This is a genomic window from Hahella ganghwensis DSM 17046 (assembly GCF_000376785.1).
GTDB lineage: Bacteria > Pseudomonadota > Gammaproteobacteria > Pseudomonadales > Oleiphilaceae > Hahella > Hahella ganghwensis.
Genome location: NZ_AQXX01000143.1, coordinates 122435 through 143151, shown reverse-complemented (window position 1 = coordinate 143151; position 20717 = coordinate 122435). Strand labels below are relative to the sequence as shown.

20 protein-coding genes and 1 other RNA gene are annotated in these 20717 nt (G+C 49.8%); 14 read left to right on the top strand and 7 right to left on the bottom strand.

Annotated features, from left to right (window positions below):
* Positions 1–74 precede the first annotated feature (74 nt).
* Both tatC and F566_RS0129685 read left to right on the top strand, forming a co-directional pair.
* Positions 75–854 (top strand): twin-arginine translocase subunit TatC, encoded by a 780-nt coding sequence (gene tatC, locus F566_RS0129690; protein WP_020410699.1) that lies wholly within the window; start codon positions 75–77, stop codon positions 852–854.
* On the top strand, positions 851–1567 hold the full coding sequence (locus F566_RS0129685; RefSeq protein WP_020410698.1) for a 16S rRNA (uracil(1498)-N(3))-methyltransferase: 717 nt from the start codon (positions 851–853) through the stop codon (positions 1565–1567). Before tatC ends, F566_RS0129685 begins: the two co-directional genes overlap by 4 nt.
* 57 nt (positions 1568–1624) lie before the next feature.
* Here F566_RS0129685 and F566_RS0129680 read toward each other — a convergent pair whose 3' ends face one another.
* From F566_RS0129680 to F566_RS0129665, 4 genes are all read right to left on the bottom strand, one after another.
* Positions 1625–2851, bottom strand: coding sequence for a UbiH/UbiF/VisC/COQ6 family ubiquinone biosynthesis hydroxylase (locus F566_RS0129680; protein WP_020410697.1), 1227 nt, complete (start codon positions 2849–2851; stop codon positions 1625–1627).
* Complete coding sequence (gene ubiH / locus F566_RS0129675; protein ID WP_020410696.1) at positions 2842–4125, bottom strand: 2-octaprenyl-6-methoxyphenyl hydroxylase; 1284 nt, start codon at positions 4123–4125, stop codon at positions 2842–2844. The genes F566_RS0129680 and ubiH overlap by 10 nt, the downstream gene beginning before the upstream one ends.
* A complete protein-coding gene (gene pepP / locus F566_RS0129670) occupies positions 4119–5438 on the bottom strand; it encodes a Xaa-Pro aminopeptidase (protein ID WP_020410695.1) in 1320 nt (439 codons plus the stop codon). The genes ubiH and pepP overlap by 7 nt, the downstream gene beginning before the upstream one ends.
* Positions 5439–5602: 164 nt before the next feature.
* Positions 5603–6169 carry a UPF0149 family protein gene (locus F566_RS0129665; RefSeq protein ID WP_020410694.1) on the bottom strand — a complete coding sequence of 189 codons (567 nt, stop codon included), beginning with the start codon at positions 6167–6169 and terminating at the stop codon, positions 5603–5605.
* A gap of 186 nt (positions 6170–6355) precedes the next feature.
* On the opposite strand from F566_RS0129665, the gene F566_RS0129660 reads away from it, so the two are divergent.
* The 4 genes from F566_RS0129660 (at position 6356) to F566_RS0129650 (ending at position 7748) form a co-directional block, all read left to right on the top strand.
* The gene (locus tag F566_RS0129660; RefSeq protein ID WP_020410693.1) at positions 6356–6562 is read left to right on the top strand and encodes a TIGR02449 family protein; all 207 of its coding nucleotides are present in this window, start codon (positions 6356–6358) and stop codon (positions 6560–6562) included.
* Positions 6562–6852, top strand: coding sequence for a cell division protein ZapA (locus F566_RS0129655; protein ID WP_020410692.1), 291 nt, complete (start codon positions 6562–6564; stop codon positions 6850–6852). Before F566_RS0129660 ends, F566_RS0129655 begins: the two co-directional genes overlap by 1 nt.
* Positions 6853–6942: 90 nt before the next feature.
* Positions 6943–7125, top strand: a non-coding RNA gene (gene ssrS, locus F566_RS36510) — 6S RNA.
* Between the two features lie 5 nt (positions 7126–7130).
* Positions 7131–7748, top strand: a complete 618-nt coding sequence (locus F566_RS0129650; protein WP_020410691.1) for a 5-formyltetrahydrofolate cyclo-ligase — start codon at positions 7131–7133, stop codon at positions 7746–7748.
* A 76-nt stretch (positions 7749–7824) separates the two neighbouring features.
* Here F566_RS0129650 and F566_RS37090 read toward each other — a convergent pair whose 3' ends face one another.
* Both F566_RS37090 and ilvA read right to left on the bottom strand, forming a co-directional pair.
* Positions 7825–7977, bottom strand: a complete 153-nt coding sequence (locus F566_RS37090; protein ID WP_020410690.1) for a hypothetical protein — start codon at positions 7975–7977, stop codon at positions 7825–7827.
* 231 nt (positions 7978–8208) lie between these two features.
* Positions 8209–9726 (bottom strand): threonine ammonia-lyase, biosynthetic, encoded by a 1518-nt coding sequence (gene ilvA / locus F566_RS0129640; RefSeq protein WP_020410689.1) that lies wholly within the window; start codon positions 9724–9726, stop codon positions 8209–8211.
* A gap of 205 nt (positions 9727–9931) precedes the next feature.
* On the opposite strand from ilvA, the gene rpiA reads away from it, so the two are divergent.
* From rpiA to ppa, 3 genes are all read left to right on the top strand, one after another.
* Positions 9932–10609 carry a ribose-5-phosphate isomerase RpiA gene (rpiA, locus tag F566_RS0129635; protein ID WP_020410688.1) on the top strand — a complete coding sequence of 226 codons (678 nt, stop codon included), beginning with the start codon at positions 9932–9934 and terminating at the stop codon, positions 10607–10609.
* Positions 10610–10854: 245 nt separating this feature from the next.
* Complete coding sequence (locus F566_RS0129625; RefSeq protein ID WP_020410686.1) at positions 10855–11991, top strand: acyl-CoA dehydrogenase family protein; 1137 nt, start codon at positions 10855–10857, stop codon at positions 11989–11991.
* Positions 11992–12126: 135 nt separating this feature from the next.
* Positions 12127–12657 (top strand): inorganic diphosphatase, encoded by a 531-nt coding sequence (gene ppa, locus F566_RS0129620; protein ID WP_020410685.1) that lies wholly within the window; start codon positions 12127–12129, stop codon positions 12655–12657.
* A gap of 114 nt (positions 12658–12771) precedes the next feature.
* Here the strand turns inward: ppa and hldE are convergent, their stop codons facing one another.
* Entirely contained in the window at positions 12772–14199 is a 1428-nt protein-coding gene (hldE, locus tag F566_RS0129615; protein ID WP_020410684.1) for a bifunctional D-glycero-beta-D-manno-heptose-7-phosphate kinase/D-glycero-beta-D-manno-heptose 1-phosphate adenylyltransferase HldE, read from the bottom strand.
* A gap of 218 nt (positions 14200–14417) precedes the next feature.
* Here hldE and lpxL point away from each other — a divergent pair, with 218 nt between their 5' ends.
* The 5 genes from lpxL to F566_RS0129590 all read left to right on the top strand — a co-directional run bounded on the left by lpxL (position 14418) and on the right by F566_RS0129590 (position 20716).
* Positions 14418–15386 (top strand): LpxL/LpxP family Kdo(2)-lipid IV(A) lauroyl/palmitoleoyl acyltransferase, encoded by a 969-nt coding sequence (lpxL, locus tag F566_RS0129610; protein ID WP_245555331.1) that lies wholly within the window; start codon positions 14418–14420, stop codon positions 15384–15386.
* 47 nt (positions 15387–15433) lie between these two features.
* Positions 15434–16528 carry a putative lipopolysaccharide heptosyltransferase III gene (gene rfaQ, locus F566_RS0129605; RefSeq protein ID WP_020410682.1) on the top strand — a complete coding sequence of 365 codons (1095 nt, stop codon included), beginning with the start codon at positions 15434–15436 and terminating at the stop codon, positions 16526–16528.
* A complete protein-coding gene (locus F566_RS0129600) occupies positions 16525–17670 on the top strand; it encodes a glycosyltransferase family 4 protein (protein WP_020410681.1) in 1146 nt (381 codons plus the stop codon). Before rfaQ ends, F566_RS0129600 begins: the two co-directional genes overlap by 4 nt.
* A 5-nt stretch (positions 17671–17675) precedes the next feature.
* Positions 17676–19523 carry an asparagine synthase (glutamine-hydrolyzing) gene (gene asnB / locus F566_RS0129595; protein WP_020410680.1) on the top strand — a complete coding sequence of 616 codons (1848 nt, stop codon included), beginning with the start codon at positions 17676–17678 and terminating at the stop codon, positions 19521–19523.
* A 92-nt stretch (positions 19524–19615) separates the two neighbouring features.
* The gene (locus F566_RS0129590; protein ID WP_020410679.1) at positions 19616–20716 is read left to right on the top strand and encodes a polysaccharide pyruvyl transferase family protein; all 1101 of its coding nucleotides are present in this window, start codon (positions 19616–19618) and stop codon (positions 20714–20716) included.
* Position 20717: the final 1 nt, after the last annotated feature.

Below are 20717 nucleotides of genomic sequence, written 5' to 3'. Positions count from 1 at the left end.
AGCCATAGTCCAGTATTCGCAGTTAATTGGCAGGACAGACGGAAAACGTGTGTTCTATATAATCAACGATTTTAATGAGTGCCCCTGAATCCCCTATGCCAGAGTCTGACCAACATCTGCCGGAACAACCTCTCATCGAGCATCTGGTTGAACTACGCAATCGTTTGCTGAAGGTTGTTCTTGCCGTACTTATTGTCTTTGCTCCCTTGTTTGCTTATGCCAATGAGCTCTACGCCATCATGTCGCAGCCATTACGTGCAGCATTGCCCGAAGGCGCCACCATGATTGCCACACAGGTAGCCTCCCCTTTTCTCGCTCCTTTTAAACTGACACTGGTTCTGGCTATATTTGTCGCGGTTCCCTATATCCTTTATCAAATCTGGAGCTTTATCGCACCAGCGTTGTATCGTCATGAGAAGCGGCTCGCCATCCCACTTCTGGTCAGCAGCGTCATGCTCTTCTACCTGGGTGTGGCATTTGCATACTTTGTCGTCTTCCCACTGGCGTTTGCCTTCTTTGCCGGTGCCAGCCCGGAGGGGGTGTCCATGATGACGGATATCAACAGCTATCTGGACTTTGTACTGAAACTGTTTTTTGCCTTTGGCATCGCATTTGAAATTCCCATTGCCACAATGTTACTAGTGAAAGCAGGCATTACGACCGTCGAAAGCCTCAAGGAAAAGCGTCCTTATGTGGTTGTCGGATGTTTTGTCTTTGGTATGCTCTTGACCCCTCCAGACATTATATCACAGACATTGCTGGCTGTTCCCATGTGGCTGCTGTTTGAAGCAGGTGTCTTCTGCTGCCGCTGGTTAACTCCCAGCCCGCAAGCCCAGGATTCCACCGAGTCGTGAACTTCCTGCTGTTCTCAGAAGAGGAACTTTCTGCAGATGGTAGAACTCTCTACCTTTCTGCAGGAGACCGTCGCGCAGAGCATTTGACATCTGTCCTGAAACCAAAACCCCAGGACAGCCTCAAGGTGGGTCAAATCAACGGCAATATGGGTTCAGCCAGGATTATCGATATCACCCATGAAGGCTATCAGCTGCAAGTTGATTTGGTCTCTCCACCGCCTCCGGGATTGGACCTGACACTTATTCTAGCGCTCCCGCGACCCAAGATGATGCGCCGCGTCATTGAAAACATCGCCGCTCTGGGAGTAAAGCATCTGATCCTGCTGAACGCCTACAAAGTGGAAAAAAGCTACTGGCAAACCCCATGGCTTACCGAAGACACTTTACGACATCATTGTCTGTTAGGATTGGAGCAGGCTGGAGATACCATACTCCCGCGAATCGAGCTGAAGAAACTGTTTAAGCCCTTCGTGGAAGATGAACTCCCGGGAATTATCGGCAACAGAAGTGCCTGGGTCGCGCATCCTGGCAGCGAAAGAGGCATTCCAGACACTCCGGCCTCAATGGTACTCACCATTGGTCCTGAAGGAGGGTTTACTCCCTATGAAATAGGTAAACTGGAAGAAGCGGGTTGCCAAAGCTTTAACCTGGGGACGAGAATTCTCCGGGTCGAAACTGTCGTCCCCGCACTGCTTGGACGTCTATACCTGTAATTTAATATCTTTAAGCCTATGGCTTTAAACAGAGAGCGGTGGAACTCTGCATGCACCTCAGAGTCCCATTGCCTGACGGATAATGGCCTTTTTGACAGGCAACATAGCATTAACCCGACTCAATCCCTCGTTTCTTAACCAACTGATCATAGGGTTTGATGAGGCGAAGCCTCTTTTAAAGCTCTCCATGGCCGCCATCATTGCCAGATTTTCTGGCTGCCGCCGCCTTTGATAACGCCTGAGAACTTCCGACTCACCCGGAAGTAAGCGCCGGTTCTGAGCTCTCTCCAGCTCTTCAAGCAACACCCTGACATCCTGAAAACCAAGATTAACCCCCTGGCCAGCAAGCGGATGTATGGTATGTGCAGCATCGCCAATAAGTGCAACGTGTTTACAGATATAAGACTTGGCATGACGCTGCATCAAAGGAAATTTGACACGTCGACTTACATTCACGACTCGTCCCAAGGCCCACTCGGACACTTCGGATAACTGCTCGCAAAATGCCTCGTCTTCAAGGCTATATATATTCTGGCATTCCGGTTGCGAGACTGACCATACAATTGAACAGTATTTATCAGTCGATCCTGCATCTCTCAGAGGTAACAATGCCAGCGGGCCTGTGTTCAGAAAGCGTTGCCTGGCAACTCTGCCGTGGGACTGTTCGGTTTGGATCGTCGCTACAATCGCTTCCTGGCCATAATCCCATTCCCTGGTCGGCAGCGACAATAGATGACGAGTACGTGAAAGAGCACCATCTGCCCCAACCAAAAGTGAGGCACTATAAATATTCCCTCCTGCGGAAATATCCACTCCTTCTGCAGTCACTTGCACAGATTCAAGGCCGGCGGCCACCACCTGTATATTGCGCGCCTGGCCAAGCTCTGTGTAGAGCGCATTCAACATACGCCGGTTTTCGACAATACACCCCAGATTGTCTTCATACACTTCTGCAGATGAGAACTGTATGCGACCATTGCCACCTGCATCCCAGACATCCATTTGCTGATAATGCTGAGCATAAGACTCAATCATCTTCCAGCACCCCAGGGTATTCAATAACCGCTGGGAAGCACGGGTGAGAGCACTGACCCTAAGATCAAAGGTATCCACACTACTTCCCTGCTCCGCAACTTCTCCCACATGACAACCGGCAGGCTCCAAAATAATCACTCGGAGCCCCAACCGGGCAACCCCCAGCGCCAGAGAAGCTCCCACCAATCCGCCTCCGGAGACAATTACGTCTGCCTGAGAGGCTTTGCGATGATCCACGTTCACTGCCATTCCCTCGCCACCCCTGAAACGCCCATGGCCATTTCAGTGAAATGGCTTTTAACAGGCCCAAGTAAGTTTAGACTTACCAACCCAAAACTCCTTGCCTTTCTGAGCATAGAAGATTTCGAACCAAATATTTTAAGCAATCCATCACTACCCAGAATGGTTCGAGACTGGTCTTCTCTCTGCATTTCATAGTAGCGGTTCAATACTTCCAGGCTGCCAACTTGTTCTGCCGTCGTTACCTGACAGAGACACTCAGCTAGCGTCATGGCATCTCTGAGGGCAAGGTTATAACCCTGACCGGCAACAGGATGAAGCGTATGTGCGGAATTCCCCAGCATCACCAATCCAGGCCTGACTTGCTCCAAGGAAGTTTTTAACTGCAACGGATACGTATGTCGTTCACCCACCCGAATAAAACGGCCAGCCCGATGACCAAAAACTGACTGCAGCCTGGATAGAAACGCCTCTTCATTTAACTCAAGCAACCCCGGTGCCTGTCGGGAAGGAACGGTCCAGACAAGTGCTGACCTGTGAAGACGACTGGCAGACTCGCCAACCGCTTCAGATCTGGCGACATAATCGACTAAAGGCAGTAACGCCATTGCTCCGTCACCCGTAAATCGCTCATAGGCGATATTTTCATGAGCACGGGACAGTCCGACATTCGCAATCACTGCATTTTGCTGATAATCAGAAGTCTTATAGACAATGCCCAGTTGCTCGGCCAGGTTGGAACGACCGCCATCGGTAACCACCACTAGCCTGGCAGACAGCTCCCGAGTCGGCAGCCCCTTTGAGTCACACAGGGACAATCGATAACCATCGGGGGTTGGCTCCAGAGACGACACTTTTTGTGAAGCCGCCAATTTAACCTGTGACTGTTGGTGAAATGCCTGATAGAGCGCCTTTCCGAGGATTTCATTGGGCGCGACATGACCATAGGCATCCAACCCCTGGTCACTGGCAATCAGACGGGTTGCCCCCCATTGCCCTTTGTCAGACACGTGAATTCTCTGGATCGCGGCAGCTTGGCTTTCTACCGAAGACCATATACCCAATCGGCGATAGATTTTCTCGGTACTGTATGACAGCGCGGTGGAGCGTGCATCAAAGCTGGGATTCGCCCCCGTTTCATGGGAGGTCATTGGAAAAGGTTCAACGACCGTCGCTTTCAGGCGAAGACCACCTTTTTGCTGAGCCTGCCCTATAGCCAAAGCCAGGCTCAGCCCTACCAAGCCTCCCCCGACGATTACGATATCGTATGGTTCAGTCAGCATGGCCCACGCATCAACGCTTCAATCTCATCAACTTCTTTGGGTACGTCCATTGTGAATATTTCCGGTGCTTGTTTGGTCACAAGAACATCGTCTTCGATGCGAACACCGATACCTTTCCAGCGATCATCCACGTCTTCCAGCTCAGGGGCAATATAAATCCCCGGTTCAACCGTCATCACCATTCCTGGCTCCAGGACACGCCATTCACCGCCGATTTTATAATCCCCAACATCATGAACATCCATCCCCAGCCAATGTCCGGTGCGATGCATATAAAACTTTTTATAAGCTTCCTTCTCAATGAGTTCCTTAATTTCGCCCTGGAGCAGTCCGATTTCCAGCAAACCTTCCGTAATCACCTTTACAGCCGCCTCATGCGGATTGTTCCAGTGTTGTCCGGCCCGGACTTCATCAATCGCAGCATACTGTGCAGCCAGCACAATCTCGTAAATGGTCCGTTGTTCAGCTGAAAATTTGCCGGATACCGGGAAAGTCCGGGTAATATCTGCAGCGTAGCAGTCCAGCTCACAACCCGCATCAATCAGTACAAGATCTCCGGACTTGAGCTTATCGCTGTTGGTAATGTAATGAAGCACACAGGCATTTTCACCACCACCTACGATAGAGGGATATGCTGTAGAACGAGCACCTTCCTGCATAAAAACATGCTGGATGGCGGCCTCAAGCTGATATTCATATTTACCCGGCTTACAAACCCGCATAGCCTCACAATGAGCCTTTGCGCTTATTTTACCCGCCTGGCGCATTACCTTGATTTCAGAGGATGACTTGAACAATCTCATATCATGGAGAGTGTGCTCCAAAGCAACAAACTCATCCGGCGGATGCGCACCACTGCGGACCTTGCTCCGCAGAATGTTCACCCACTCCATCACATGCCGGTCGAACTTCTCATCCAGCCCCATGCTGTAATAGACACGATTCCGCCCTTCCATAAGCCCTGGAAGAATGTCGTCAATATCATTGATTGGAAAAGCATCATCGAATAACAGATCATTGATCGCGCCTTCCTGACCGGTCAGTTTACCGTTCCAACGCTCAAAAGACGGGTCCTTTTCCTTGCAGAACAAGATGGATTCGCCATGCTCCCGCTCAGGAATCAGAACCAGAACAGCGTCAGGCTCAGACAAGCCGCTCAGGTAATAAAAATCACTGTTCTGCCGGAACGGGTATTCCACATCCCTGTTGCGGGGACGTACCGGTGCAGCGGGCAAAATTGCAATACTGTTTGGCGCCATTGCATCCAACAGATGCCGACGACGTTTCTGATACTCTCTTACTGAAATCTGCACTCTGGCATTACTCCTTTGATCACCTGACAGCAGACCGCCAACTCCATCTGACGGTCTTATCGGTTGAAATTACTTTCACATGAATAATCATGGTATTACAGGAAGGGGATCTACATTACCCAATGCTTCCCACTTTAACACCCCAATTCAATCAAGACCCCCAGCTAGTGCAGTGTGGAGCCTTTTTGCGCCACTCCGGCAGCCGGGCCAATTCCCAGTTCGTGATAGAGATTCAATGCCGCGACTTTGACAAACTCTGAAAGCTCCAACAGTTGCTTCTCATCCTCATCAGTCCCGGAGACCTCTGAATCTACCTCTCCGATTGCCAGTAAATCCTGCAACATTTCCTTCACTTCCGGAGACTTTTCCATCATTTCCGGCCCTTTTACAGATATCAGCCCCTCTATAAAGCCCCGGCACCAGTCGGCCAGTGCCGCAACCCGAAGAGTGCACTCGGCACTGTCAGATGGAAGCCAAGGCTCGAAACTGAAGTTATCCTGATGAAGATTAGCCTCGGCAAAGCTGGCAACCGCCTGAAACGCCGTCTGCATATTCGCTTCAACATTCTGCTCCACCCCCGCCATACGGATGGTGTATTCCCACCAGTCACGACTGTCAGGCTTATCTCCCGCAGCAAAACGACCACACCACAACCCGTGCACCGAGGCCGGTGACACCTCGGCATTAATCTTATCCAGTAATTGCTGTAGCGCATGATAGGGTTGTGACATGAATACAATTCCTCAAATTTAAAACCACCTGCAATCCTATCATGAGCGACTATAGAGCTTCCACGAATAGCCCGGCCATCAGCTAAACTGATATCCTGGAAAAGAGAATGGCCTCGCGACATTGACCGGCCTTGCCCCCTCTCTTATAGTTAATTCAAGTAGTTAGAATTCTTAATGGAACCCCTGATGGAAGTGTCCCAACTGCAGCAACTAAGCGACAAAATTGACCGCCTTATTAATAAGTGCAAACAATTGGAAGCTGATAACCATGCCCTGAGACAACTTCAGGAGGAATGGCAGCAGGAACGCATGCAACTCTTACAAAAGAACGACCTGGCCCGATCCAAAATTGAAGCAATGATCAGTCGCCTGAAAGCATTGGAGCAACGTTAATGAGCAACCCTCCCAACACCGTAAGCGTTAACATCCTGGAGAAAGAATATCTGGTCGCCTGCCCCACAGAGGCCCAGGCACAATTGGAACAGGCAGCCAGAGTGTTGGATAAAAAAATGAAAGAGATTCGCGCTTCAGGCAAAGTCTACGGTACTGAGAGAATCGCTGTTATGGCAGCGTTAAATCTAACTCACGACCTGCTGCAGGAAGGAGAGAAGACAACTCAGTTTGATTCAAGCCTTGAAGCACTTCAGAACAAGATTGATACTGCTCTGAAAAGCCTTTCCTGATCTGTAACCTTTCATTTGCTAACAAAAAAATAAAACTTATTTGGGTTTACCCCATCTTAATTTGCTGAAGGATTCGTTATACTACCGGCCGACTCCCTAGAGTGTTGGCCAGTTGGTTGCGTCCTCGAGCCGATGAATTTTATTTATGGCGGCCGCCTGCGGGTGATGTGAGCAAGTCCCACGCGATGGGAAAGCCTAATTCATCACAGAGGCCACCTCCTTGAACCACAGGGTTCAAGGGCCGTTTCTGACAGCGGCACTTCCGGGGAGTTTTTACTATGCAACAAACCGCTTTGGCGCCTGTGAACAAAACCTCCATTCGTCGCCAGATGCGCCAGATGCGCCGTCAACTGACAGCACAGCAACAAAAGCAAGCGTCCCTCAACCTTGCCCGCCAAATCGAACGCCACCACCTGAGATTTCAAAAGCGTTGGGCTCTATACTTTGCCAACGATGGCGAAATATCGCCCGCTGTATGGCTGAAACGAGTGGCAGACCGCCATCATCAGATCTATCTGCCGGTCCTCCATCCAATTCACCACAATCGCTTATGGTTCCTTAAACTGGATGCCAACACTCGCTTACGCAAGAACAAATACGGCATCTTTGAGCCTGATCCAAGAACCACCTCCCGAACGCCGGCATGGGCACTCAATGTTATTTGCTTTCCATTGGTCGCTTTTGATAAACAGGGAAACCGGCTGGGGATGGGCGGAGGTTACTATGACCGGACCTTTGCACCGGACAGAACCCGGATTAAAAAGCCCAAACTGGTTGGATTGGCACATGATTTCCAACAGTTGTCGCAGCTTCCCAGCGAACCCTGGGACATAGCACTGCATGGAGTGGCAACAGACAAAGCCTTCTACCGGTTTACCAAAAAAGGATTGACCTAAGCCCTAAAACGACAAAAGCCCGGATACTTTGCAGTCCGGGCTTCTGATTGCCATTCAGGCATTGGCGGATAGACGTCTAATTGGCTTCCTGAGCATCACCTGTAATAGATGATACCAGTGGAGCATTGTCTCGCTCCTGGTTGTATCCGAAGGTAGTGAAACCACTGATCACCAACCCCAGACAGAACACAACCACAAGCGTGACCATAACGTCAGGCTTGCGCTTCATTTTTCCCCCTAACTATTTCTGTTTTCAGCTATATGCCTAATCAGAGTCAACCCAGTTAGACACTAGCTTTGAGCCTCTATTGCTTTGTGCTCTTGTTGATACCGCAACATCTTGGCTATTGCTTGTGCAATATTTATAGTTATCAGACGACTACACTAAAGTCTTAACAATCAAGTATAGAAAAGATTGCTAAACATGTGTACTTTTTATTGACAAATTTTTGAGGGCCTTTTATGCCCCTAAAAACAGACGGTACGCCGGGTTATCGGTTTCCTCCCAATAACGGAAGCCAACCTTATCCAGCATCTGCTTAAATTCTTTCAAATCCTTGTCTTCCACCTGCGCCCCCATCAGCACACGACTATAGGCCGCACCATGATTACGGTAGTGGAACATGGAAATATTCCAACGAGCCCCCAGCGACATTAGAAACTTCATCAAAGAACCTGGACGCTCAGGAAACTCAAAACGAAACACTTTTTCATTACTTAGATTGGGGGAATGACCACCTACCATATGGCGAATATGCATCTTCGCCATCTCATTATCCGTGAGATCCAGTACAGGGAGATCATGCTTCTCCAGTGCCTCAACCAACTCCTGCCGCTCAAATTCCCCTTCCCGGATCTGAACACCCACAAATATCTGCGCTTCTTCGGGATTAGAATAACGGTAGTTGAACTCCGTGATATTCCGTTTGCTAAGAGCCTGAATAAATCGCTTGAAACTGCCTGGCCGTTCTGGAATCTTAACTGCCAGAATGGCCTCTCGCTCCTCACCAACCTCGGTTCTCTCCGTGATATATCCGAGACGATCGAAGTTCATGTTGGCGCCACTGACGATGGCCACCAGATTCTCATCCTGGATATGTTCACGGCCAACATATTTTTTCAGCCCCGCAACAGAAAGCGCTCCTGCCGGTTCAGCAATTGAACGCGTATCCTCGAAAACATCCTTGATTGCCGCACAAATTTCATCAGTAGATACGGTGATAACTTCATCCACATGATCTTTACAGATGTCCCAGGGCAGCTTTCCGATTTGACGAACTGCGACGCCATCGGCAAATATTCCCACTTCTTTCAGTTTGGCGCGGCGTCCGGCCTTCAGGGCCGCATTCAGACAATCTGAATCTTCCGGCTCCACACCGATTACTTTGACGTCCGGACGCAAATATTTGATATAGGCGGCGACTCCCGCAATCAGTCCGCCACCACCAACAGGCACGAATACCGCGTGAATGGGCGAGGTGTGCTGCCACATGATCTCCATGCCAACAGTTCCCTGGCCGGCAATGACATCTTCGTCATCAAACGGTGGGATATAGACATACCCTTTCTCTTCTACCAGCTTGGCAGCATGTGCTGCTGCTTCATCAAAGGCATCCCCTTTCAGCACCACCTTGGCGCCCTTGGCCTTGACGGAGTTCACTTTGATCTCCGGGGTGGTCTGAGGCATGACGATGGTTGCCTTGATTCCCAACTTCTTGGCCGCAAGAGCCAGCCCCTGGGCGTGATTTCCGGCAGAGGCGGCTATCACGCCTGTCGCCTTTTGCGCCTCAGATAACTGCGCGAGCTTGTTATAAGCACCTCGCAACTTGAAAGAAAAGACAGGCTGAAGATCCTCTCGCTTTAACATCACATGATTGTGAAAGCGATGACTCAGAAGATGAGCATCTTCAAGCGGAGTTTCAATCGCCACGTCATAGACCTTGGCATCCAGAATTTTTTTTATATATCTGTGGGGCATAGCGTACGTCAGAAACTGTTGGGTGAAAGGGCCCAAATAATATCCAGAATAAGCAGTGATCGTCTACAGTAAGACACAGATTCTCCGTTAATCCCGCTCAGATAAAGTGATCAGACAGATAATATTCACTTCCAGATGCCCTTGGCGGTGTATGCGCTCCCCTCAAACCATTATAATGCCCGCATTTAACCTGGGGGGCAGAGCGATGAATCAAGATCAACTAAAACAGGCGGTGGCCGCAGCAGCCATCGATTACATCAAACCACATCTGAACAACGACACTGTCCTGGGGATAGGCACCGGCTCCACGGCCAATTATTTCATCGATGCACTGGCCGAGCTGAAGAATCATTTTGATGGTGCTGTCGCCAGTTCTGACGCCTCTGCTGAGCGGCTGAAAAAGCACGGCATTCCTGTGTATGATCTTAACTCGATTGCCGGATTTGAGTTCTATATCGATGGGGCAGACGAGTCAAACCATCAACTGGAGCTGATCAAAGGTGGAGGCGCTGCCTTGACTCGGGAAAAGATCGTTGCCGCCAACGCAAAGACCTTTATCTGCATTGCCGACGAGTCCAAGTGGGTTGATGTACTGGGGAGCTTTCCTCTGCCTATCGAAGTTATCCCCATGGCCCGCAGCTATGTCGCCCGGGAGCTGGTAAAACTGGGTGGTGATCCAGTTTATCGCGAAGGCTGTGTCACGGATAACGGCAACATAATCCTCGATGTATTCAATCTACGCATCATGGAACCCAGGAAACTGGAAAACCAGATCAACCAGATAACCGGTGTAGTGACAAACGGCCTGTTTGCTCAGCGGCCTGCAGACGTTTTGCTTCTCGGCACCAGCGAAGGCGTCAAAACCATCAAAAACGACGCCTGATCGCAACTCTTCCTGAAGCGGCAGTCTATCTGCCGCTTCCTTGCTTCCTTGCTTCCTTGCTTCCTTGCTTCCTTGCTTCCTTGCTTCCTTGCTTCCTTGCTTCCTTGCTTCCTTGCTTCCTTGCTTCCTTGCTTCCTTGCTTCCTTAAAAAGCATTTCACAACCAAACCAAGCGCTTGCTTGGGTGTAAAATAAGTTTTATTCTGAGCCCAGAACCTGAAATCAAAATAATAAAGAAGTGTGCACATGACCCCTTTCAATGATACCCATGACATGGTTCGCGCCACAGTCCGCAAGTTTATCAAACGCCATGTACTCCCTCACATCCAGGAATGGGAAGAAAACAATGAGTTTCCCCGGGAGATTTATCAACTAGCTGGCCAGGCAGGCATTCTCGGTATTGGACATCCTGAACGATGGGGCGGCACCGCGCCGGATGATATCTTTATGAAGCTGGCGGCCAGTGAAGAGCTGATGCGGTCGACTTCTGGAGGATTCGTTGCCAGCCTCGGCTCACTGGATATCGCCCTTCCCCCTCTAGAACAATGGGGAACTCCTGCTCTACAAGACAAAGTTATCAGTGAAGTCCTTTCAGGCGAAAAGATCGCTGCCCTCGCCATCACCGAACCTGATGGAGGATCTGATGTCGCCAACCTGAAGACCCGTGCGGTTAAAGAGGGCGATTGCTACATCGTTAACGGCAGTAAAACCTTTATTACCAGTGGTGTCAGAGCAGACTATTACACCGTTGCTGTACGCACCGGTAAAGAAGGTCATGGCGGGATTAGCCTTTTATTGGTGGAAAAAGGCACGCCTGGATTTCATATCGGACGCAAACTCAACAAAATGGGGTGGTGGGCAAGCGATACTGCGGAACTGTTCTTTGAAGACTGCCGAGTCCCTGCTGCAAACCTGATAGGACCAGAGAATACTGGCTTTATCGCCATCATGAACAACTTCCTCAAAGAACGGCTGGCTCTGTCTGTCATGGCTTACATGACGGCACAAATTGCTTACGAAGAGGCACTGGCCTACGTCAAACAGCGGCAGGCTTTTGGTCGCCCCATTGGCAAATTTCAGGTAATTCGCCACAAACTGGTGGATATGGCCTCACAAATCGATATCTCGCGGCAATATACCTATCATGCAGCTGAATTGACCCAAGCCGGAAAAAATCCGATCAAGGAAGTCTCCATGGCCAAGAACTTTGCGACCGACACGGCGGACATGGTCACCTATGAGGCTGTACAGGTGTTCGGCGGTATGGGCTATATGCGGGAGTCCGTTGTCGAGAGACTTTATCGGGATGCCCGAATTCTATCCATCGGTGGTGGCACAACGGAGATTATGAAGGAAATTATCGCCCGACAAATTGGTCTCTAGAATGATTTCATTCCTTATCGAAGAGTCGTCTGAAGCCACCTTCGTATAACTAGTTATGACACTGCCATGGAGTTGCGGATTTAAACTGCCTATAATTTGTGGCCACGAATTTGAACTCAATGGAAATCGGACATTATGAACTTTGAACATATTTCAGCCGGTAAAGACCTGCCTGAAGACTTTAACTGCGTCATCGAAATCCCCGCCCAAAGCAGCCCAATCAAATATGAGATCGACAAAGACTCAGGGGCTGTGGTCGTTGATCGCTTTATGGCAACTCCGATGTTCTACCCGGCCAACTATGGCTTCATTCCCCACACTCTGTCTGATGACGGCGACCCACTGGACGTTCTGGTTGTGGCTCCTTACTCCATTCAGGCAGGCGCAGTCATCCGCTGCCGCCCTGTTGGCGTCCTAAAAATGACCGACGAGGCAGGTGAAGACTACAAACTCCTGGCAGTCCCCCACTCCAAGCTCACCCCACTTTACAACAATGTAAATGAGCCAGGTGATCTCCCTGAATTGCTGATTAAACAGATTGAGCACTTCTTTGAGAACTACAAAGACCTTGAACCAGGTAAGTGGGTAAAAGTTGAAGGTTGGGCAGGCAGCGATGAAGCCCGCAAGGCCATCACCGATTCTGTAGAAGCGTACAACAAAGGCTAACTGTTTCAGTTAAGCTCATGGGGAGTTCAAAAAGAACTCCCTTTTTACTCCTAGCCCGACAACAGTTGACGAGTTTGAGAGATAACAGGCTCTAGGGCGAAAACGATACTTCTTCTAGGACTGCTTTTTTATCTTTTCCACAATCGCAGTTGTGGAACAGTTATCGAGAAAATCCAGCGCCTCTACCTTACCACCATAGCTTTCAACGATCTCCCATCCGACGACTTCTTCCTTGGAGTAATCACCGCCTTTTACCAGAATATCCGGCTTTAAGGTTTCCAGTAGTCTTTCAGGAGTGTCATCTTCATACCAGGTCACCCAATCCACAGCTTCCAGACCGGCTAGCACCGCCATGCGACGATCCAAGGCGTTGATCGGACGCGCCTCTCCTTTGAGGCGTTTAACGGACTCGTCACTATTTATGGCAACGACGAGACGATCTCCGAGCTTCCTGGCCTGCTCCAGATACCCGACATGCCCTGCATGAATAATATCGAAACATCCATTTGTGAAGACAATCTTCTCGCCATGCGCCCGGGCATCTTCAAGTGCATAGCGAAGCTGCTCTTCGGTCATAACACCGTGACCGGCGCCCTGCAGTTGTTGAGTCGCCCGCCGCAACTCCGGTCCACTGACCGTCGCGGTACCCAGTTTTCCTACTACAATACTGGCGGCAATATTCGCCAGTGCGACAGCATCATCCAGCGAACTCCCGGCTGCCAAAGCAGCTGCGAGCGTCGAGATAACCGTGTCTCCGGCACCAGTGACATCAAATACTTCTTTGGCATAGGCAGGAAAATGCAGTTCCGGCTTTCCGCGACGCAACAGCGTCATACCATGCTCGCTGCGAGTCACCAATAACGCTTCAAGGGATAACTCCTCTATCAGCTTTTGCCCGCGTTCAACCAGTTCATCTTCATTTTTGCAGTACCCGACGATGGCTTCAAATTCACCCAGATTAGGTGTCATCAATGTAGCACCGCGGTACTTTCCAAAGTCAGTTCCTTTTGGATCAACCAACACAGGAATGCCTGCGTTCCTGGCCATCGCGATAAATTGCTGCGGATCTGCCAGCGCCCCCTTGCCATAATCAGACAGGATCATTGCACCAGACTGATTCATCTGTGCCTGCACCTTGGCTTCCAGACCTTTCTGATCACATCCGGCAAAGCTTTCTTCGAAGTCCATTCGAATCAGTTGCTGATGGCGACTGATCACCCTCAATTTGGTAATCGTCGGCAAAGTGTCGTGGCGATAAAAGTCAGCCAGTATCCCTGCTGATTCAAGCCGTTTTGCCAATGAATCCGCTGCTTCGTCCTGACCGGTGAGTCCGGACAGCACCGCTGCGCTCCCGAGGGCAGCAATATTCAATGCAACGTTGGCTGCGCCCCCTGGCCGGTCTTCAATCTGCCCGACCTTCACGACAGGCACTGGTGCTTCCGGCGAAATACGCGAGGTAGACCCATACCAATAACGGTCAAGCATGACATCACCGACCACCAACACCCGTGCATTTTGAAAAGGAGGTACCTGAACTTGCATCAAATCAATCTCTGTTTTATCGAAACATCTCTTACACCGACTCTACTTTCACACAGAAACAATGCCCGTGAGAGATTTCGGCAGGTTAAACCGGAGCCATATTACCATGCACTGTTGACGCCGGACACCCGCCAGGAAAAGCATCGCCACCGCAACCAGACTGGATGCCAACACCACAATACGGGTAGAATATCGGGATTTTGGCGGATCCATTAGAAGTGTCAGAAACCTCTCAGCCCCAATCAAGCATATCGTCCAGCAACAGTGCGGGAAAGCTGCGCTATTCAGATTTTCTCCACCCCAAGTACTGGCCAACCTGGTTAGGAATCGCCTGCCTGTGGCTAATAGCCAGACTCCCCCTTAACCTTCAGCACGCACTTGGCAGCGGACTCGGAATGCTTGCTTACTACTGCATTCCACGTCGCCGGCATGTCGCCGAGGTAAATATTCGACTGTGTTTTCCAGACCTGACTTCCAGTGAACAGCAATCGCTGGTTAAAAAAACGTTCATCAGCAATGCGATCGGATTTTTTGAAGCGGCCTCCGCGTGGTTTTCGGGGCCGGAACGCTTCAGGCCAATTACCAAAGCTTACGGACTCGAAGATTTACAGGAAGCTCAAAGCCGGGGCAAAGGGGTCATTCTTCTGGGAGGCCATTACAGCACGCTCGATCTGGGCGGGGCTCTGTTTAACCTTTACTCAACTGCAGCCAGTATGCAGAGAGATCATGACAACCCTCTGTTTAATCTTGTGATGACCCGCAGACGTCTGCGTTTTTGTGAGTCCCTGCTCAGTAAGGACGATCTCAGAGGGCTGATCAGGCTTCTGAAATCGGGTGGGACTATCTGGTATGCTACCGACCAGGACTATGGAAAACGCGGAAGCGTTTTTGCACCATTCTTCGGTGTACCCGCCGCGACGATTACCGCGACGGCGCGCATTGCCAAAAAAACCGGCGCCGCTGTTGTTCCTTTTAGTCATTTCAGAAATGACGAAGGTGGGTATGACGTCTATTTCGGGAAGGCTTTGGAAAACTACCCCAGTGGCGACGATATCAGTGATGCAACCACAACCAATAAGATTATTGAAAATGAAGTTCGGCGCCATCCCGACCAGTATTTGTGGATGCATAAGCGATTTAAGTCTCAGCCTGAAGGCAAAGATCATCACCTGTACGGTGGAAAATAACTAATCCGTAAAGCGATCAATCTCTATTGCAGGGAACGAAGATACCCATGTCAGCTTCCAATGAATTTGTTACCGACGGTGTGGACTTTAGCCAGGTTAAACGTGTACTGATCATTAAACTCAGACACCATGGAGATGTGCTGATCACCTCCCCCATGTTCACAGTCCTAAAAGAACAGTTCCCGCACCTGGAAGTGGATGCGTTGGTGTATAAGGATACACTGCCAATGCTGCAGGATCATCCACATATAAACCAGCTGCATTTTATTGATCGAAACTGGAAACGACTCGGACTGCGGCAACAAATCCGCGAAGAATGGGCGTTAATCAAACGGCTTAAACAACAAAATTACGATGTCATGTTCCACATGACAGATCACTGGCGAGGACTGACTCTGGTCAGGCTGTTACGCCCACCGGTCTCCGTTACTCAGGTTCACCCCATGCGCCCAGGCCAATTCTGGAAGCGCACCTTCACTTACAACTACCCGGTGAATTTCAAAAAACGCCATATGGTTGAAAAGCACCTTGATGCCTTTCGTCGCCTGGGCGTGTATCCAACCCAGGAACAGAAACGCATGCTGGTGGTTCCAGGCAAGGCCGCGGAAGACCGGGTGGAATCCATACTCCAGGAAGCCGATCTGCAATCCCAGGGTTACATCCACTTTCATCCCACTTCACGCTGGTTGTTCAAAAGCTGGGATGAGAACTCTGTTGCCGAGCTGATCAATGAGTTACACAGGCGAGGTCATAAGATCGTATTGACGGCCGCGCCCGATGAAGCCGAAATGAATATGGTCTCGCGGATCCTGGAAAAGGTGAAGGTCCCTCTTCTTAACCTCGCAGGCAAATTAAGTCTGAAGGAACTGATGGTTGTTATACAGCAAACGAAGCTGTTGGTTGGCGTGGATTCCGTTCCCATGCATATTGCCTCAGCCACCAATACCCCCTGCCTGACCTTTTTTGGCCCCAGTAATGAACTTGAATGGGGTCCCTGGATGAACAGACACATTATTCTGTCATCGTCTCATTCCTGCCGACCTTGTGACCTGGCGGGATGTGGTGATGGACGCAAGAGCGAGTGCCTGTCATCCATTACCGTAGAGCAAGCTGTCTCAGCAGCTGAGGCCCTACTGTCATGACGAGCAGGTTGGCGATCATTCGCCAGAAATATCGCCCGGATGGTGGTGCAGAGCGTTTTATCTCCAGGGCTTTGGAAGGACTCTCCCAACATGATCTGGAAATCTCTGTTATCACCCGTCAATGGTCTGGAGAAGGTGACTATCAGATTATCACTTGCAACCCCGCCAAGTGGAGCAGAATCTCCAGAGAAAAGCGCTTTGCCGAAGAGGCTTGCCGGCTGATTTCCCAACACGAATTTGATCTTGTGCAATCTCACGAACGCCTTACCTGCTGCGATATTTTTCGCGCGGGAGATGGCGTCCATCGAATGTGGTTGGAGCAGCGCAAACGCATTCTCTCACCATTACGAGCCAAATGGTTGGATCTAAGCCCTTACCATCGATATGTGTGCAATGCAGAAAAAAAGCTGTTCGAAAGCCCAAGACTGAAAGCCGTCATATGCAACTCTGAGATGGTAAAGCAAGAAATCAGAAACACCTTCGCCATAGATCCAGAAAAGCTTCATGTTATCTATAACGGCATCAATACACGCAAATTTGACCCGACTCTGAGAGACTCTCACAGAGATGAAGCCAGAAACAAACTTGGCATTCCCCCCTCTGCCATTGCGACTATCTTTGTAGGGTCCGGTTTTGAGCGTAAAGGCCTCAAAGGCGCTCTCCGAGCCATCGCCGGGGGCTCATCGTCAGCCCACCTAATCGTCGTCGGTAACGACAAGCATCAAACCCAATACCAGGAAGAGGCTCACGCACTGGGCATCGCTGACAGGGTGCACTGGCTTGGCGTTCAACAGGATGTCATCCCCTGGTACTGTGCTGCTGACGCCCTTATTCTGCCAACGCTATACGACCCCTTTCCAAATGTCATTTTTGAAGCTCTGGCCTTTGCTTTACCCATTATCACCAGTCACAAATGTGGCGGTGCAGAGCTGGTCACAGAAGACGAGAATGGCTGGGTGTGTGATGCACTGAACTATGAAGGCTTGGCCCGAGCAGTGGCCAAACTGGTTTCGCATGAAAAATGCCAGGAAATGGGGCTTTATTCACGACAGCGAAGCCTTGAATTCGAACAAAGCCTAATGATTGATAAGCTGGTACAACTTTACCGAGACCTTATCACCCGGAACTCAGAGAACGAGTAACCCCTATGTGTGGAATTGCAGGATATTTCGGCCAACGCCCGTTAAACGCCCAACAGATCGACCAAGCCCAGCAATTTCTGGCTCGTCGCGGGCCGGATGCTGTCGGCCAACAACGATGGAATGATCAATGGCAAATCACCGCGCAAGAGTCAGGCATCTGTAATACCCTCATTCATACCCGGCTGGCGATTATGGATACTCGCAGTGAAGCCAATCAACCGATGTGTTCTGACGACCGGCAGGTCTGGCTATGTTACAACGGAGAAGTGTACGACTGGCAACGTTATCGGGACAAACTGATTGCCGATGGCGCCAATTTCAAAACCCATTCAGACACAGAGTTCCTGTTGCAGGCTTACCTGAAATGGGGAATTGAAGGCCTTCTTCAACATCTCCGGGGAATGTTTGCTTTTACGATTGTTGATCTTCGCCATGGAAAAATCTACTCCGCCAGAGACCGCTTTGGCCTGAAGCCTCTTGTGTACTACTACAACGGCAAAGACTTCGCTTTCTCCTCACTGGTCCGGGCCATTACACCTCTGCTACCAACACAGGATTTACAGTTCTCCCCCGCTGCCATTGATGCCTATCTGGCCCATCGTTATATTCCCGCCCCAATGACCATCTACAGCAAGGTAAACCGACTGGAAAGTGGCCATTTGCTGACATTCGATATCCACACGCGTCAACTGGACAAGCGCCCCTATTGGACACCGGCTAAAAGCGACAGACCTCTCATGGAGGTGCTGGACGAAGCAATACGCATCCGTACCGTTGCGGACAGACCTGTGGGAGTGTTTCTGAGTGGCGGCATCGACTCAACCGTCGTATCAACCAGACTGGCGGCACAGGGGTATCACAACATCCATGCATTTACAGCCGCTTTCCCTGGCTCGGATATGGATGAAAGCATTCAGGCTGAAAAAATTGCCCGTCAGATTGGACTACCTCACACAGCTGTCAACATTCCCACAACCATTGCTGAAGATTTTGACCAGATTGTCCAGGACTTTGACGAACCTTTCGCAGATCCTTCGGGGTTCCCTCTCTGGTATTTGTCGAGGGAAGCCAGTCATAGCGTGAAAGTCGTTCTGAATGGTGACGGCGGAGATGAGCTTTTTGGCGGTTACAAGCGCTACCCAAAACATGTGCGCTCTGCGTTTCGCCGCCATATTCATCTTCCATTCTTACCTATCAAGCCCTCCCTTGACGGAAAAGGAAGCGCCAAAATTCTGGCCGAATGTGCGATGAGCTGGCAGCAGGCATACGGCCTCAGATTTTCCGGGCTATCTATCAATCAACGCTTGGCTGTGCAGAGTCAGTCCACGAAAGTACAGCCAGTCTACTGGCGTAACTTCCCGAGCAAAGATCCTGATCCACTCAAGGCCTTGCTGGAAATCGATAGAGATAACTATCTGGCAGAGTACATTCTTCGTAAAGCTGATTTAATGACTATGGCTCACGGCCTTGAAGGTCGGTCACCACTGATTGATCATGCATTTTATGAGTCGGTTCTGTCCTTGAAAGATGTAGAGCGTTTCACTGATCCAGCAAAAAATATCTTCGCACCCGTATGTGCAGAGCTCGGAGAAAATAACCCGCTTAAACAAAAGAAAAAAGGCTTTAATCCACCGTTAAATCATTGGCTCAGGGTAGACCTGAAAGAACGCTTTGACGGGCTGGGAAGTCGGTTGACAGAACTCACCCAAGGACAAGTGCTTGCCCAGCCCATTGACGAGATGTGTTCTCGATATCAGGCCGGTGAAAATAGATTTGCAGAGCAGGCTTTACAGTTATTGATACTGGACACATCGCTCTCGCAGCTTCAAAAAGCAACTCAAACTCGCCAGTAACTTCCCGAGCAGATAGTTTTTATCCATAGCGTTTCTGATAACATACCGCGCGCTGCACGAGCCATGAATACAAAGATCAATGGAATAGTATTATGCCCAAAACCGTTGCCATAATTGGAAGACTTGACCTGGATAATTTTGGAGACGTCCTTTTAGGCCGGATCTTCACACAATGGCTGAAAGAATGTCAGCTTAGAGTAATTTGTCCAGGTGCGTCTGAAGTGGTTGCCAAACAGATGCAGATAGATGCCATTGGAGACTATTCAGAAGCGGATGCCGTAATTTATGTTGGGGGCGGATATTTTGGAGAACCTCCGGGGAGATTTAAAGCCCGCATGAGATGGGGGCGTCGGCTGGCAAAAAACATTATCTTCCCCGGTATTAAGGCCATACTGAAAAAGAAACCTGTCGCGATCATCGCGCCTGGTTATGGGCCCATCACCAATCCAATAGCTCGTATCGGCTCATTAATTCTTTTTTACAAGGCTAAGCAACGCTCGTTGCGTGATACTGAGAGTATTCGTTTCCTAAAGAGTTATGGCTACTTTGGGAATATTATCGAAACAGCAGACTCTGCCCTAAGCATGACGAACACTACTCTTTCAGATGAAGCTAATAGAATAGGTGAACACTGGAGTCAGCAGGCAGGAGACAAGAAAATCGTCCTGCTCCACCTTACTCAGAAAGCTATGAATATCCCTGGTGCCGCACACATTATTGATTCGATAAAGCAATTGATGAACGATGACAGGTACTTGTTTATAGCCGCAACAGACCAAAGTGGCACTCAGGGGGCAAGGGACACCGAAGCTTTCTACGAAAAAACATTTGGTAATACAGGCCGCTTTGTTACCAGCCATTACGAATCAATCGAATCGTTAATCGGGCTTATAGATGTCGCGCATCTGGCAATAACGACCAAGTTACATGTCGGTATACTCTCTCTAGCAAGAGGAACTCCTGTCATGTCATTCCCTTATCACGATAAGACATTAAGGTTCTATCGTCAGGCAGGATACGAATCCTTCTGTCTGCCATACAACCGTTGGACAAAGAGTAATATAGAGAGTCAATTTACCCGCTTCCACGAGCTTTCAGATACCCGAATTAATCTGGAGCAGGCACTGGTTGATAGAGCCCTGAATAATAAAAAGCTTGTAGAAGAGTTTGCAAAACAGATTCAAGCACTGTAGA

Excerpts from the sequence above, each read along its gene's own strand:
- tatC (WP_020410699.1), top strand. The coding sequence starts at position 75 with ATGAGTGCCCCTGAATCCCCTATGCCAGAGTCTGACCAACATCTGCCG.
- F566_RS0129680 (WP_020410697.1), bottom strand. The coding sequence starts at position 2,851 with ATGGCAGTGAACGTGGATCATCGCAAAGCCTCTCAGGCAGACGTAATT.
- ubiH (WP_020410696.1), bottom strand. The coding sequence starts at position 4,125 with ATGCTGACTGAACCATACGATATCGTAATCGTCGGGGGAGGCTTGGTA.
- F566_RS0129665 (WP_020410694.1), bottom strand. The coding sequence starts at position 6,169 with ATGTCACAACCCTATCATGCGCTACAGCAATTACTGGATAAGATTAAT.
- F566_RS0129660 (WP_020410693.1), top strand. The coding sequence starts at position 6,356 with ATGGAAGTGTCCCAACTGCAGCAACTAAGCGACAAAATTGACCGCCTT.
- F566_RS0129655 (WP_020410692.1), top strand. The coding sequence starts at position 6,562 with ATGAGCAACCCTCCCAACACCGTAAGCGTTAACATCCTGGAGAAAGAA.
- F566_RS0129650 (WP_020410691.1), top strand. The coding sequence starts at position 7,131 with ATGCAACAAACCGCTTTGGCGCCTGTGAACAAAACCTCCATTCGTCGC.
- F566_RS37090 (WP_020410690.1), bottom strand. The coding sequence starts at position 7,977 with ATGAAGCGCAAGCCTGACGTTATGGTCACGCTTGTGGTTGTGTTCTGT.
- ilvA (WP_020410689.1), bottom strand. The coding sequence starts at position 9,726 with ATGCCCCACAGATATATAAAAAAAATTCTGGATGCCAAGGTCTATGAC.
- rpiA (WP_020410688.1), top strand. The coding sequence starts at position 9,932 with ATGAATCAAGATCAACTAAAACAGGCGGTGGCCGCAGCAGCCATCGAT.
- F566_RS0129625 (WP_020410686.1), top strand. The coding sequence starts at position 10,855 with ATGACCCCTTTCAATGATACCCATGACATGGTTCGCGCCACAGTCCGC.
- ppa (WP_020410685.1), top strand. The coding sequence starts at position 12,127 with ATGAACTTTGAACATATTTCAGCCGGTAAAGACCTGCCTGAAGACTTT.
- hldE (WP_020410684.1), bottom strand. The coding sequence starts at position 14,199 with ATGCAAGTTCAGGTACCTCCTTTTCAAAATGCACGGGTGTTGGTGGTC.
- rfaQ (WP_020410682.1), top strand. The coding sequence starts at position 15,434 with ATGTCAGCTTCCAATGAATTTGTTACCGACGGTGTGGACTTTAGCCAG.
- F566_RS0129600 (WP_020410681.1), top strand. The coding sequence starts at position 16,525 with ATGACGAGCAGGTTGGCGATCATTCGCCAGAAATATCGCCCGGATGGT.
- asnB (WP_020410680.1), top strand. The coding sequence starts at position 17,676 with ATGTGTGGAATTGCAGGATATTTCGGCCAACGCCCGTTAAACGCCCAA.
- F566_RS0129590 (WP_020410679.1), top strand. The coding sequence starts at position 19,616 with ATGCCCAAAACCGTTGCCATAATTGGAAGACTTGACCTGGATAATTTT.